Raw genomic sequence first — 13,041 nt, 5'->3', positions numbered from 1 at the left:
ACGCCCCCGCCGCCGGTCCGCCCGCCCGCTACGCCGCCGCCGCCGGTCGGCCCGACCGCTACGCCGCCGCCTCCACGGCGGCCGTGCTCCGGTCCGCCCGGATGCCGAGATCGGTCAGGAGCGCCTGGGCGGCGCGGCGGCCGGAGAGCAGCGCGCCCCCGACCATGCCCGTGTCGCGGTGGTCGCCGCAGACGTAGAGCCCCGCGAGCAGCCGCACCGGACGGCGCCCGTCGTGCGGCGGCGGCATCGCCGGGACGGCGTCCGGGGTGTGGTGGAAGGCGAGGAGCTCCCACTCGTCCGTCGAGGTGCCGTACAGAGTCGCCAGATGCTTCCGGACCCGGCGCTCGGGATCGTCGGGCGGGGTGCCCAGCACGGTCGAGGTGACCAGGACCCGGCCCGCGGGTGCGCGGGTGGGGTCGACGCTGCTCATGACCGCCGTGTGCGCGACCGGCCCGCCCGGATCCGACTCCAGGAGCAGCACCGGGTCCGGGGTGGGCGCGGCAGGGGCCGTGTGGTGCAGCACGGTGACGGTGTGGAAGGCGGGCGTACGCAGCCCGGGCAGGAGCTCGGCGGCGGTGCGGGCGCCGGTCGCCAGGACCACCGAGCGACAGCGGAACTCGCCGTGGCCGGCGGTCGCGACCTTGTCGACCGAGATTTCGGTGACCCGCACGCCGGTACGGACCGTGCCGGGCGGCAGCGCCGCCGCGAGCCGCTCCGGCAGGGTCGCCGACCCTCCCTCCGGCACGCTCAGCCGGCCCCGGGCGAAGGCGCGCAGCGCCAGGTCGGCGCAGCGGCTGGAGGTGGTCAGATCGGGATCGGCGAGCAGCGCCGCGAGCAGCGGACGCAGATGACCCTGGACGGTGCGGGCCGGCAGCCGGGCGGTCAGCGCCTCGCGGGCGGTCCGCTCCGGTCGGGTCAGCAGCCGTTGCACGGGTGTGGCGGCGAGCCGGGCCAGGGTCGTGGCGAGGCGGACCTGATCGAGCGAGGCGGCCGGATTCCGGGGGGCGCTCGCAAGGGCGCGCGCCATCGTGAAAGCGCCCCCCACGCCCCGGGCGGCGTGGGAGGACCCCCACCTTCCGCCGCTCGCCTCTCCCGTCCTGACGTACCGTCCGTCGCTGTGCACCAGCGCTCCCGGTGCGAACGGCCGCAGGACGACGCCGTCCAGGCCCGGCGTGCGGCGCAGTTCGGCGGCGGAGGTGGTGAGCAGCGGGCCCACCCGGTCGAGCCGGAAGCCGTCCACGTCGTCGGTGACCATCCGGCCGCCGACCCGTGGCCCGGCCTCGAGGACGGTGACCGTGACCCCGGCGCTGGTCAGCCGGTGGGCGGCCGCGAGCCCCGCGATCCCGGCTCCGACGACGACGACGTCCGTATGGCGTGCGGTACTGAGCACGTGCCCCTCCCCAGGTCGGCGCGGTGGTGGGGGGCCTATGCCCCCAACCGGCCCCCGGAATGCTCCAGTTCGCATTCAGGGCCTGCCAGCCTAGGCAGCACTCCCACGCGTGCCAGCCGCGCGCGGCGGGGGTGCGCGCAGCACGGGGTCGCACACCGCGCGTTCGGCTTGCCGGCCCCTCCTCGGCCCCGGGGCGTCAGGCGGCCGCGCGGATCGACTCGTCGATGGTCGGGAAGGCGAACGTGAACCCGGACTCCACCAGGCGTCCCGGCAGCACCCGCTGACTGCCGAGCACATCCTGGGCGAAGTCCCCCAGAGCCAGTCTGAGCGCCGGCGCCGGGACCGTGAGGAGCGTCGGGCGGCGCAGCACGCGCCCCATCGCCGCCGTCACCTCCCGGTTCGTGACCGGCTCGGGCGCCGTCAGGTTCACCGGCCCCGACAGGGAGTCGGTGTCGATCAGATGCCGCAGTGCGGCCACCTCGTCGTGGAGCGAGATGAAGCTCCAGTACTGGCGGCCGTCGCCGATCCGGCCGCCGACCCCGGCGCGGAAGAGCGGGAAGAGGCGCCCCCATGCGCCGCCCTCGCCAGCCACTACCAGCCCGGTCCGCGCGTAGGCGACCCGGATGCCGGCCTCCTCGGCGGGCGCCGCCGCGGCCTCCCACTCCACGCACACCGAGGGCAGGAAGCCCTCGCCGGCCGGGGCGCTCTCGTCCACCGCGCGGCTGCCGGTGTCGCCGTAGTAGCCCAGGGCGGTTCCGCACACCAGGACCTTCGGCGGCTCGGCGAGCGAGGCGAGGGCCTGGGAGATCGCCGTCGTGCCGAGCACGCGGCTGTCGCGGATCTCCTTCTTGTACGCCTCGCTCCAGCGGCGCTCCCCGACGCCGGCGCCCGCCAGGTGCACGACCGCGTCCACGCCGACGAGCCCGGCGGCATCGACGTACAGCCGCGCGGGATCCCACTCCACCTCGTCCGCCGTCCGGGCGGGCCGCCGCACCAGGCGAGAGACGTGGTGGCCGTCGGCGCGCAGGGAGCGCACCAGGGCGGAGCCGATGAGACCGGAGGCGCCGGTGACCGCGATACGGGAGCGTTGCATGGGCCCATCCTGCCCTTCCGGCGACGGCCGTGGCACAGTGGCGGGCATGATCACGCCGGAGATGCGGATACGCCGGGCCCTGCCCACCGACGAGAACGCCCTCGGGGAGCTCGACCGCTCCACCTGGTCGCCGCTGCACGCCGTGCTGCCCGCGCCGGAGCCGCCGTACGACCCGTTCTTCGACGCCCGGCACCGGCCCGAGGACTACCTGGTCGCCGAGTCCGCCGACGGCGTCGTCCTCGGCTATCTGCGGCTCGTGCCGCCCACTCCGCTCGCCTGCAACGCGCACGTCCGCCAGATCCAGGGCCTCGCCGTCGCCGAGAGCGCCCGCGGCCGCGGGGTGGGCCGCGCGCTGCTGCGCGCCGCCCTGGCGGAGACCCTGCGCCAGGGTGGCAACCGGATCACCCTGCGCGTCCTCGGCCACAACGCGCCGGCCCGCGCGCTCTACGCGTCCGAGGGGTTCGCCGTCGAGGGAGTCCTGCCCGGCGAGTTCTTCCTGAACGGGGCGTACGTCGACGACATCCTCATGGGGCGCTCCGTCACTCCCTGAGGCCCGGCCCCAACAGTCGCATCCCGCCCATCAGCTCCCGCAGGCAGCGCACCGCGAGCTCGGCGGGCGCCCCCTCGCCGCGTACCGGCGCGTCCGTCTCCGCCCACGCCTCCAAGGCCACCCTGATCGCGTCCGTGGCCGCGGCGGCCGCCAGCCGTACCTCCAGCGGGTCGGCTCCCGGGCCCGCGAGCTCGGCCACCACGGCCAGCAGCTTCTCCTCGGACTCCTGGTTGACCCGGTACCAGACCGCCCGCAGCGCGGGATCCTCGGCGGCGGCCCGCAGGAGGCCACGGGTCCACCGCAGCCCCTCGGCCGCCTCCTCGTCGCGGGCCGTGAGCGCCTCGGCGACGGACCGTTCCAGGGCGGCGGGAACGGTCGAGCCGGGCTCGGCCGCCGCGAGCGACTCCCGCCAGCGGTCCGCGCCGCCCGCCAGCAGCGGGGCGACGGCGTCCTGCTTGGAGCGGAAGTAGCGGTAGAAGGTGCGCAGGGCGACCCCGGCCCGCAGGGCGATGTCCTCGGCCGTGGTGCCGTCGGGGCCGTGCTCGGTGAAGAGCTCGGCGGCGGCCCGCGCGATGTCGAGCTGCGTGGCCGCTTTACGGCGCTCCGTCAGGGAGGGGGGCTTGGTGCTCACCGTACGAAGAGTACGCCTGCCCCTGACATCCCTGCACGAAGTGCCGCTATGGCAAAACGTGCCACCAAGGCGTACGGTGGCCGGTGCATCGAGGGGCTCGACTGCGACGCCACACCGAGAGGTCGGACAGGACATGAACCGCTACGAAGGACGCCGCGCACTGGTCACCGGCGGCGGCTCCGGCATCGGCCAGGCCACCGTGCTGCGCATGCTCGCCGAGGGCGGCGGCGTCGTCGCCGCCGACATCAGCGAGGCCGGGCTCGAGGACACCCTCGCCAAGGCCGGCGCGGACGCCGGCCGCCTGACCACCCTCGTCATGGACATCGGCGACGAGACGTCGGTCCGCGCAGGCGTGGCCGCCGCCGTGGAGGCGCTGGGCGGCCTGGACGTCCTGGTCAACGCGGCCGGCATCCTGCGCTCCTCGCACACCCACGAGACCACCCTCGACTCCTTCGAGCAGGTCGTCCGGATCAATCTGACCGGCACCTTCCTGGTGATCCGCGAGGCGATACCCGCCCTCCTGGAGGGCAACGGCCCGGCCGTCGTCAACTTCTCCTCCACCTCGGCGATGTTTGCCCACCCGTACATGGCCGCCTACGCGGCCAGCAAGGGCGGCATCCAGTCCATGACCCACGCGCTCGCCGCCGAGTACGCGAGGCGGGGCATCCGCTTCACCGCCGTCCAGCCCGGATCCATCTCCTCCGGCATGACCGACGGCACGGGCGCGAGCAGGCAGAGCATGGGCCCCGGCCTGCCCGAGGACGCCGACATGTCGCTCTTCATGAAGCTCGCCCCCGCGCTCGGCCAGGGCTTCGCCGGACCGGAGACCGTCGCGGGTGTCGTCGCGATGCTCGCGAGCGAGGACGGAGCGTTCATCACCGGTACCGAGGTCCGCATCGACGGCGGGACGCACTTCTGATGCCGTCCCTCGCCGCACGCGTCTTCGGCGGCCGCACCGCCGTCATCACCGGCGCCTCCTCCGGCATCGGCGCCGGCCTCGCCCGGCACGCCGCCGGCCTGGGCATGAACCTCGTCCTCGCCGACATCGCCGCCGAACGCCTCGCCGCCTTCGCCGACGAACTGCGCGCGACCGGGGCCGTGGTCGAGGCCGTCGTCACCGACGTCGCCGACCCGGCGTCCGTGGACGCCCTCGCCGACCACGCCCACACCCGCTTCGGCGCCGTCGACCTCCTGGTCAACAACGCCGGGATCATGGCCATGGGCTACTCCTGGGAGATCCCCGCCGAGCGCTGGGACGCGATGCTCCGGGTCAACATCGGCGGCTACGCCAACGGCATCCGCGCCTTCGTCCCGCGCATGCTGGAGCGCGGCGAGAAGGCCTGGGTGGTGAACGTGTCCTCGATCGGCGGCCTGCTGCCCAGCCCGCTGATGGCCCCGTACAGCGCCACCAAGTTCGGCGCGCTCGCGCTGACCGAGTCGCTCCACCACGAGCTGCGGATGAAGGGCGCCCCGATCCAGGTCTCCGTGGTGACACCCGGCGCCGTCAGGAGCGAGATCTTCCGGGCGGCCCGGCCCGGCGAGGAGGCCCCGCCCGAGGTCGTCGGCTTCGCGGACCGGCTGCAGGCGCTCAGCGACGAGCACGGGCTGACGCCGCAGGAGCACGCGGAGCGGGTCTTCACCATGGTCGCGGAGGGGAAGTACTGGGTGATCCCGCAGCCCGAAACCCTCCGGGAGGCGCTCCCGGCGCGCACGGAGATGATCCTCGACCAGGTCGACCCGCCGCTTCAACCGGGCTGACGGACCGGTACGGACCCGGGGCCCGGTGGGTCAGGTCCCGAACCGTTCCCACAGCCTCGGGAAGCGCGCCGCGAGCACCTCGTCGTCCTCCAGGTCGAACGCGACGCCCTCCGGCTCCGCCGGCTGCGGCGGGATCCCGAGATCCGGCGTCTCGGCGCCGGTGAGCTGCTCGTACGCCTCGTCCGCCGCGAAACCGAGCTCCTCGCCGTCTCCGTCGATCTCCTCGTCGAAGTCGTCGAGGATCTCGGCGAGCGAGTCGGGATCGTGCACCGCGCCCTCGAAGACCTCCCGGCCCTGCCCGATCAGCCAGCAGCGGAAGTAGTCGAAGACGTCGTCGCTCGCCCCGTCGAGCAGCACCGCCGCCGCGCCCCACACGTCCCAGTGGTACGCGCGGTTGTAGCGGGCCTCGAAATGACGGGCGAAGTCGACCACCGAGTCGGGGTCGAGCTGCAGCAGCCGCTCGACGAGCAGGTCGGCGTGTTCCTCGGGGTCGCCCTCGGCGGCCTCGCGGGTGGAGTCGATGATCTCCCAGAACTCCGTCTCGTCCATCACGGGATCAAGCATCGACCTTGCGGGAGGGCGACGCACCCCGAACCCGCCGAATTCAAACCGGACAGAGGATGTCGTACTTTCCTGTCACCGTCGTTCCATGACGACTCGAACGAAGCCGCTCGACGGCAGGATCGCACTGGTCGCGGGCGCCACCCGGGGCGCGGGCCGGGCGATCGCCGTCCAGCTCGGCACGGCCGGCGCCACCGTCTACGTGACCGGGCGCACCACCCGTACGCAGGTCAGCGAGGTCGGCCGGCCGACGGAGACCATCGAGGAGACCGCCGAGCTGGTGACGGCCGCCGGCGGCGAGGGCATCGCCGTGCCCACCGACCACCTTCAGGTCGCGCAGGTCCAGGCCCTGGTCGACCGGATCGACCGGGAGCACGGCCGACTCGACATCCTGGTCAACGACGTCTGGGGCGGCGAACACCTGATCAAGTTCGGTACGAAGATCTGGGAGCACGACCTCGACGAAGGTCTGCGCATGCTCGAACTCGGGGTGAAGACGCATCTGATCACCTCCCGTCTCGCGCTGCCGCTCCTGGTAAGGAACCCGGGCGGGCTGGTCGTCGAGGTGACGGACGGCACGGCCGAGTACAACACCCGCTACCGCGAGAACATCTTCTTCGACCTCACGAAGAACGCCCCGATCCGGATGGCGTTCGCCCTCGGCCACGACCTCGAGGACGTCGGCGGCACGGCGGTCTCGATCACCCCCGGCTGGCTGCGCTCCGAGGAGATGCTGGACACCTTCGGCGTGGGCGAGGAGAACTGGCGCGACGCCATCGCCAAGATCCCCGACTTCGCGGTCGCCGAGTCGCCGGTCTACGTGGCCCGCGCGGTCGCCGCTCTCGCCGCCGACCCCGACCGGGCACGCTGGAACCGGCAGTCCCTGTCCAGCGGGCAGCTCGCCAAGGAGTACGGCTTCACCGACGCCGACGGCTCGCAACCGGACGCCTGGGGCTACATCGTCGCCAAGGAGCGGGGCGAGAACCCGTCCGCGGAGGACTACCGGTGAACCCGCGCACGGGTGACCCGGCGGGTGCCGGGCACCGGTGAACCCGTCCGCGGAGGACTACCGGTGAACCCGCGCGTGGGTGACCGGGCGGGTGCCGGGCCACCGGTGAACTCGTCCGCGGAGGACTACCGGTGAACCCGCGCGTGGGTGACCGGGCGGGTGCCGGGCCACCGGTGAACTCGTCCGCGGAGGACTACCGGTGAACCCGCTCGTGGCGGCCTACCGGTAGAGCTCCGCCATGCCACGGGCGGCCTCCGCGAAACGGGCGCGGAGCGTGTCCGGAGCGAGCACCTCGACCTCCGGGCCCAGCGCGAGCAGCTGCGTGAAGGCGACCTCCTCGTTCTCCACGAGGAGCGTCGCCGTCACCCGGCCCCGTTCGTCGCCCGTCCCCGAGGCGAGCGCCTCCTCGGCCGCCGCGCGGTCCGTCGCGTACGGCAGCGCGCGCGCCCCGGCGGCCGAGAGCCGGATCACGACCTCCGTCCGCAGCAGGGAGCGCGCGAACTCGGCCGACCGCTCCGCCCAGAAGGCCGGCAGGTCGAACCCCTCGTCCCGTACGAAGCGTTCCCCACTGAGCTCGACCGCGGTGAAACGGTCCACCCGGTACGTACGGAACGACTCGCCGGCCCGCGCGCAGACGTACCAGACCCCCGCCTTCAGGACGAGGCCGTACGGCGCGAGCTCGCGCTCCACCTCGCGCTCCCCGCGCCGGTAGCGGGCGGAGACCAGCCGGTCGTCCCAGACCGCGTCCGCGAGCGTGGACAGCAGCTGGGGGGTCTCCGGCTCCTGGTACCAGCCCGGGGCGTCCAGATGGAAGCGCTGCGCCGCCGACTCGGGGGCGTCGCGCAGCGAGGGCACCAGCGCCGCCGACACCTTGAGCCGCGCCGCCGAGGCCGCGTCCGCGAGCCCCATGTCCCGCAGCGCGCCCGGCAGCCCGGACAGGAACAGGGCCTCCGCCTCACCGCGGTGCAGGCCCGTCAGCCGGGTGCGGTAGCCGCCGACCAGCCGGTAGCCGCCGGCCCGCCCCCGGTCCGCATAGACCGGAACCCCCGCCTCCGAGAGGGCGAGGGCATCGCGGGTGATGGTCCGTTCCGACACCTCCAGCTCCGTGGCCAGTTCGGCCGCCGTCATCGACGGACGGGACTGGAGCAGAAGGACCATCTTGATGAGGCGGGCGGCACGCATGGGTTCATGATGCGCGCACCGCCAGGGGCGCGGGGAACCGCGGGGCCGGTCCCTCCGGCGCCGCCCGCGCGGGGGTACCGCGAAGGGGCGCGGTGGCCGTGGCCGCCGCACCCCTTCGCCGCACGAAGCGCCCGGGCCTACAGCCCGTACCGCTCGCGCGCCTCCTTCACGGACGTCGCGCGTACCTCGCCGCGGCGGGCGAGCTGGGCCAGGGACGCGACCACGATCGACTGCGCGTCGACACCGAAGTGGCGGCGGGCCGCGTCGCGGGTGTCCGAGAGACCGAAGCCGTCGGCGCCCAGCGACGAGTAGTCCTGCTCGACCCACTGCGCGATCTGGTCCGGGACCTGGCGCATGTAGTCCGACACCGCGAGGACCGGGGACTCGACACCCTCCAGCGCCTTGCGGAGGTACGGCACCCGCTCCTCGCCGCGCAGCAGCGCCGCGTCGGCCTCCAGCGCGTCGCGCCGCAGCTCGGTCCAGGAGGTCGCGGACCACACGTCGGCGCCCACGCCCCACTCCTCGGCGAGGAGCTTCTGGGCCTGCAGGGCCCAGTGGATCGCCGTGCCGGAGGAGAGCAGCTGGATGCGCGGGGCGTTCGCGGGCAGCTCCAGGCCGGCGGACTCCGCCGTGTTGAAGCGGTAGAGGCCCTTGATGATGCCCTCGTCGACGCCGGACGGCTTGGCCGGCTGCGGCATCGGCTCGTTGTAGACGGTGAGGTAGTAGAAGACGTTCTGGTCCTCGCCCTCGGCGGCCTCGCCGTACATCCGGCGCAGACCCTCCTTGACGATGGCCGCGACCTCGTAGGCGAACGCCGGGTCGTAGGTCAGCGCCGCCGGGTTGGTCGCCGCGATCATCGGCGAGTGGCCGTCCGCGTGCTGCAGACCCTCACCGGTCAGCGTCGTACGGCCCGCGGTCGCGCCGACGAGGAAGCCGCGGCCGAGCTGGTCGCCGAGCTGCCACATCTGGTCGGCGGTGCGCTGCCAGCCGAACATCGAGTAGAAGATGTAGAACGGGATCATCGCCTCGCCGTGCGTCGCGTACGACGAGGAAGCGGCGATGAAGTCGGCCATCGAACCGGCCTCGGTGATCCCCTCGTTGAGGATCTGGCCGTTGACGGCCTCCTTGTAGTACATCAGCTGGTCGCGGTCGACCGGCTCGTACGTCTGGCCCTTGGGCGAGTAGATGCCGAGCGACGGGAACAGCGACTCCATACCGAAGGTACGGGCCTCGTCCGGGACGATCGGGACCCAGCGCTTGCCGGTCTCCTTGTCGCGGACCAGGTCCTTCACCAGCCGGACGAACGCCATCGTGGTCGCCACCGACTGCGAGCCGGAACCCTTGTCGAAGGCGGCGAAGGTCTTCTCGGCCGGGGCCGGCAGCGGGGCGAGCGCGTGGGTGCGGCGGGCCGGAGCCGGGCCGCCGAGCGCCGCGCGGCGCTCCTGGAGGTAGCGGACCTCGGGGGAGTCGGCGCCGGGGTGGCCGTAGGGCACCACACCGTCGACGAACTGCGCGTCCGAGATCGGCAGCTCCAGCAGGTCGCGCATGTTCTTGAACTCGTCCACCGAGAGCTTCTTCATCTGGTGGTTCGCGTTCTTGGAGGCGAAGCCCTCGCCGAGGGTGAAGCCCTTCACGGTCTGCGCGAGGATGACCGTCGGCGCGCCCTTGAACTCCAGGGCGGCCTTGTACGCGGCGTACACCTTGCGCGGCTCGTGGCCACCGCGCGAGAGGTGGAAGCACTCCAGGATCTTGTCGTCGCTCAGCAGCTGCGCCATCGCGACCAGCGCCGGGTCGGAGCCGAAGAAGTCCTGGCGGATGTAGGCGGCGTCGCGGGTCTGGTACGTCTGGACCTGCGCGTCCGGGACCTCGCGGAGGCGGCGGACGAGCGCGCCGGTGGTGTCGAGCGCGAACAGCTCGTCCCAGGCGCCGCCCCAGAGCGACTTCACGACGTTCCAGCCGGCGCCGCGGAACTGGGCCTCCAGCTCCTGCACGATCTTGAAGTTGGCGCGGACGGGACCGTCGAGGCGCTGCAGGTTGCAGTTGATGACGAAGGTCAGGTTGTCCAGACCCTCGCGGGCGGCGAGCGCCAGTGCCGCGGTCGACTCGGGCTCGTCCATCTCGCCGTCACCGAGGAACGCCCACACGTGGGACGCGGAGACGTCCTTGATGGAGCGGTTGGTGAGGTAGCGGTTGAAGCGCGCCTGGTAGATGGCGGAGAGCGGGCCCAGACCCATGGAGACGGTCGGGAACTCCCACAGCCAGGGCAGCCGGCGCGGGTGCGGGTAGGACGGGAGGCCGTTGCCGCCCGACTCCTGCCGGAAGTTGTCGAGGTGGGCCTCGGTGAGACGGCCGTCGAGGAAGGCGCGGGCGTAGATGCCGGGGGAGGCGTGGCCCTGGATGTAGAGCTGGTCGCCGGACCCGTCGGCCTCCTTGCCCTTGAAGAAGTGGTTGAAGCCGGTCTCGTAGAGCCAGGCCGCGGAGGCGAAGGTGGCGATGTGGCCGCCGACGCCGTGCTTGGCGCCGCGGCTCACCATGGCGGCCGCGTTCCAGCGGTTCCAGGCGGTGATCTTCCGCTCCAGCTCCTCGTCGCCGTCGATGACGGGCTCCGCGGAGGTGGGGATGGTGTTGACGTAGTCCGTCTCCAGCAGCTTCGGCAGGGCGAGGCCCGCGCCCTCGGCGTGCTGGAGGGTGCGGCGCATCAGGTAGGCGGCCCGATGAGGGCCGGCGGCCTTGGTGACGGCGTCGAGGGAGGCCGCCCACTCGGCGGTCTCCTCGGTGTCACGGTCCGGGAGCTGGTCGAGCTCGCTCGGAATCTTGCCTACGGGATCGGTCATGATCGCCGCCTTCCGGACAGGATGGGGGTGGAGAAGGGGTGCCGTGTCTGGCAGGACAGGGCGAGGGCCGGGGTGCGGCCCGCCGAAGACTGTAAGCCGACGATCGATGATCGATCAAAGGGTTGAGGGAGAAAACCTCTTCGAATCGAGAAAGTCGGCACAGGGTGCCGTGAAAGCGGGCACCGGGTGCCTTGTTTTCGCAGGTGAGGTGCCGTTTGAGACGGTGGTCGCACGAATGAGCGGACCGCCGGGGCGGTCCGCTCATGGGTGTGGGGAGGGGGGATCAGGCTCTCGGCGCGCAGCCCAGGACGTGCGCCTTGACCAGGGAGCCGATGTTCGGATCCCCGCGCCGGAAGGCCTCCACGAGCTCCTGGTGCTCCTCCGCGTAGGACTTCTGGACCGTGCCCAGCCAGCGGATCGACAGCGCCGTGAAGACCTCGATGCCCAGGCCCTCCCAGGTGTGCAGCAGCACACTGTTCCCGGCCGCCTTCACCAGCTCCCGGTGGAAGGCCACCGTGTGGCGCACCTGGGCTGTCCCGTCGGCCGTCCGGTCCGCCTCGTACAGGGCCGTCACATGCGGCTCCAGGGTCGAGCAGTCGGCCGCGAGACGGCTCGCCGCCAGCTCGGCCGCGATCTGCTCCAGACCGGCCCGGACGGGGTAGCTCTCCTCCAGGTCTGCGGCGGTGAGGTTCCGTACCCGTACGCCCTTGTTCGGCGACGACTCGATCAGCCGCAGCGACTCCAGCTCGCGCAGCGCCTCGCGCACCGGCGTCTGGCTGACCTCCAGCTCGGTGGCGATCCGGCGCTCGACGATCCGCTCGCCCGGCTTCCAACGGCCGCTGACGATGCCCTCCACGATGTGCTCGCGGATCTGTTCGCGCAGCGAGTGGACGACGGGCACGCTCATGAAGCCGCTCCTTAGGGACGCGTTGACACTCAAGACAATACGGCGGCGCCCCTGCCTGGGAATACTCCCAGGCAGGGGCGCCGCTGGTGAGGCTTGTTACAGCTCGGTAGCTTGCCTTACAGGCCGAGCTCCACCTCGAACTCGCCGGCCTCCAGGATCGCCTTGACGGCCGTCAGGTAACGGGCGGCGTCCGCGCCGTCCACCAGACGGTGGTCGTAGGAGAGCGCGACGTACGTCATGTCGCGGATCGCGATCGTCTCACCCAGGTCCGGGTGGTTGACCACGATCGGACGGCGGACCGTGGCACCGATGCCCAGGATGGCGACCTGGTTCGGCGGCACGATGATCGTGTCGAAGAGCGCACCGCGCGAGCCGGTGTTGGAGATCGTGAAGGTCGCACCGGCGAGGTCGTCCGGCGTGATCTTGCTGGCGCGGACGGCGCCCGCGAGCTCCGCGGTCTTCTTGGCGATACCGGCGATGTTCAGGTCGCCCGCACCCTTGATGACCGGGGTCATCAGACCCTTCTCGGAGTCAACGGCGATGCCGATGTTCTCCGAGTCGAAGTACGTGATGGTGCCCTCGTCCTCGTTGATCCGGGCGTTGATGACCGGGTGGGCCTTCAGCGCCTGGGCCGCCGCCTTCACGAAGAACGGCATCGGGGACAGCTTGACGCCCTCACGGGCCGCGAAGGAGTCCTTCGCGGCGGCGCGCAGCTTCATCAGCTTGGTGATGTCGACCTCGACGACCGAGGTCAGCTGGGCCTGGCCGTGCAGCGCCTTCATCATGTTGTCGCCGATGACCTTGCGCATGCGGGTCATCTTGACGGTCTGACCGCGCAGCGGGGAGACCTCGAGAGCCGGGGCCTTCGCGGCGGCGGCCGGGGCAGCGGCGGCGGGGGCCGGGGCGGCCTTCTTGGCCTCGGCGGCCGCGAGGACGTCCTGCTTGCGGATACGGCCGCCGACGCCGGTGCCCTTGACGGACGCCAGGTCGATGCCGTTCTCGGAGGCGAGCTTACGGACCAGCGGGGTCACGTAGGCACCGTCGTCCGCCGGCTGTGCGGCGGCGGGCGCGGCCGGGGTGACCGGGGCCGGAGCGACCGGAGCCGGAGCGGCCGGAGCCGGGGCGG

Annotated in this window: 12 protein-coding genes; 4 read left to right on the top strand and 8 right to left on the bottom strand. The window is 72.6% G+C overall.

Features of this window, described 5'->3' with window-relative positions; genetic code table 11:
* Window positions 1-58: 58 nt before the first annotated feature.
* Window positions 59-1,390: an NAD(P)/FAD-dependent oxidoreductase gene (locus J7E93_RS27925; RefSeq protein ID WP_215072746.1), complete on the bottom strand. Its 1,332-nt coding sequence runs from the start codon at window positions 1,388-1,390 to the stop codon at window positions 59-61.
* 196 nt (window positions 1,391-1,586) lie between these two features.
* A complete protein-coding gene (locus J7E93_RS27920; RefSeq protein WP_215072744.1) occupies window positions 1,587-2,483 on the bottom strand; it encodes a TIGR01777 family oxidoreductase in 897 nt (298 codons plus the stop codon).
* 46 nt (window positions 2,484-2,529) lie between these two features.
* On the opposite strand from J7E93_RS27920, the gene J7E93_RS27915 reads away from it, so the two are divergent.
* Window positions 2,530-3,033, top strand: coding sequence for a GNAT family N-acetyltransferase (locus J7E93_RS27915; protein WP_215072743.1), 504 nt, complete (start codon window positions 2,530-2,532; stop codon window positions 3,031-3,033).
* On the opposite strand, the gene J7E93_RS27910 is transcribed toward J7E93_RS27915, so the two are convergent.
* On the bottom strand, window positions 3,023-3,664 hold the full coding sequence (locus J7E93_RS27910) for a TetR family transcriptional regulator (protein ID WP_308368810.1): 642 nt from the start codon (window positions 3,662-3,664) through the stop codon (window positions 3,023-3,025). The two genes, J7E93_RS27915 and J7E93_RS27910, sit on opposite strands and share 11 nt — an antisense overlap.
* A 133-nt stretch (window positions 3,665-3,797) precedes the next feature.
* Here J7E93_RS27910 and J7E93_RS27905 point away from each other — a divergent pair, with 133 nt between their 5' ends.
* Window positions 3,798-4,583 (top strand): SDR family NAD(P)-dependent oxidoreductase, encoded by a 786-nt coding sequence (locus J7E93_RS27905; RefSeq protein WP_215072739.1) that lies wholly within the window; start codon window positions 3,798-3,800, stop codon window positions 4,581-4,583.
* A complete protein-coding gene (locus tag J7E93_RS27900) occupies window positions 4,583-5,422 on the top strand; it encodes an SDR family NAD(P)-dependent oxidoreductase (protein ID WP_215072738.1) in 840 nt (279 codons plus the stop codon). The genes J7E93_RS27905 and J7E93_RS27900 overlap by 1 nt, the downstream gene beginning before the upstream one ends.
* A 30-nt stretch (window positions 5,423-5,452) precedes the next feature.
* On the opposite strand, the gene J7E93_RS27895 is transcribed toward J7E93_RS27900, so the two are convergent.
* Window positions 5,453-5,971 (bottom strand): DUF4240 domain-containing protein, encoded by a 519-nt coding sequence (locus J7E93_RS27895; RefSeq protein ID WP_215072747.1) that lies wholly within the window; start codon window positions 5,969-5,971, stop codon window positions 5,453-5,455.
* A gap of 100 nt (window positions 5,972-6,071) precedes the next feature.
* On the opposite strand from J7E93_RS27895, the gene J7E93_RS27890 reads away from it, so the two are divergent.
* A complete protein-coding gene (locus J7E93_RS27890) occupies window positions 6,072-6,992 on the top strand; it encodes an SDR family oxidoreductase (protein ID WP_215072737.1) in 921 nt (306 codons plus the stop codon).
* 219 nt (window positions 6,993-7,211) lie between these two features.
* Here the strand turns inward: J7E93_RS27890 and J7E93_RS27885 are convergent, their stop codons facing one another.
* The 4 genes from J7E93_RS27885 to sucB all read right to left on the bottom strand — a co-directional run.
* Complete coding sequence (locus tag J7E93_RS27885; RefSeq protein ID WP_215072735.1) at window positions 7,212-8,174, bottom strand: YafY family protein; 963 nt, start codon at window positions 8,172-8,174, stop codon at window positions 7,212-7,214.
* A 137-nt stretch (window positions 8,175-8,311) separates the two neighbouring features.
* The gene (gene aceE, locus J7E93_RS27880) at window positions 8,312-11,008 is read right to left on the bottom strand and encodes a pyruvate dehydrogenase (acetyl-transferring), homodimeric type (RefSeq protein WP_215072734.1); all 2,697 of its coding nucleotides are present in this window, start codon (window positions 11,006-11,008) and stop codon (window positions 8,312-8,314) included.
* A gap of 283 nt (window positions 11,009-11,291) precedes the next feature.
* Window positions 11,292-11,915 carry a GntR family transcriptional regulator gene (locus J7E93_RS27875; RefSeq protein ID WP_215072732.1) on the bottom strand — a complete coding sequence of 208 codons (624 nt, stop codon included), beginning with the start codon at window positions 11,913-11,915 and terminating at the stop codon, window positions 11,292-11,294.
* Window positions 11,916-12,031: 116 nt separating this feature from the next.
* Window positions 12,032-13,041 (bottom strand): 2-oxoglutarate dehydrogenase, E2 component, dihydrolipoamide succinyltransferase (sucB, locus tag J7E93_RS27870; protein WP_215072731.1); only part of this gene is annotated, 1,010 nt, incomplete at its 5' end.

Origin of the sequence: Streptomyces sp. ISL-36, assembly GCF_018614205.1 — a bacterium.
Classification (GTDB): Bacteria; Actinomycetota; Actinomycetes; order Streptomycetales; family Streptomycetaceae; genus Streptomyces.
This window is presented reverse-complemented; position numbering and strand designations above follow the sequence as displayed.

Bases quoted from the DNA above. Each gene is read 5' to 3' on its own strand.
- J7E93_RS27915 (WP_215072743.1), top strand. From the start codon at position 2,530: ATGATCACGCCGGAGATGCGGATACGCCGGGCCCTGCCCACCGACGAG.
- J7E93_RS27905 (WP_215072739.1), top strand. From the start codon at position 3,798: ATGAACCGCTACGAAGGACGCCGCGCACTGGTCACCGGCGGCGGCTCC.
- J7E93_RS27875 (WP_215072732.1), bottom strand. From the start codon at position 11,915: ATGAGCGTGCCCGTCGTCCACTCGCTGCGCGAACAGATCCGCGAGCAC.
- aceE (WP_215072734.1), bottom strand. From the start codon at position 11,008: ATGACCGATCCCGTAGGCAAGATTCCGAGCGAGCTCGACCAGCTCCCG.
- J7E93_RS27895 (WP_215072747.1), bottom strand. From the start codon at position 5,971: ATGGACGAGACGGAGTTCTGGGAGATCATCGACTCCACCCGCGAGGCC.
- J7E93_RS27920 (WP_215072744.1), bottom strand. From the start codon at position 2,483: ATGCAACGCTCCCGTATCGCGGTCACCGGCGCCTCCGGTCTCATCGGC.
- J7E93_RS27885 (WP_215072735.1), bottom strand. From the start codon at position 8,174: ATGCGTGCCGCCCGCCTCATCAAGATGGTCCTTCTGCTCCAGTCCCGT.
- J7E93_RS27900 (WP_215072738.1), top strand. From the start codon at position 4,583: ATGCCGTCCCTCGCCGCACGCGTCTTCGGCGGCCGCACCGCCGTCATC.
- J7E93_RS27890 (WP_215072737.1), top strand. From the start codon at position 6,072: ATGACGACTCGAACGAAGCCGCTCGACGGCAGGATCGCACTGGTCGCG.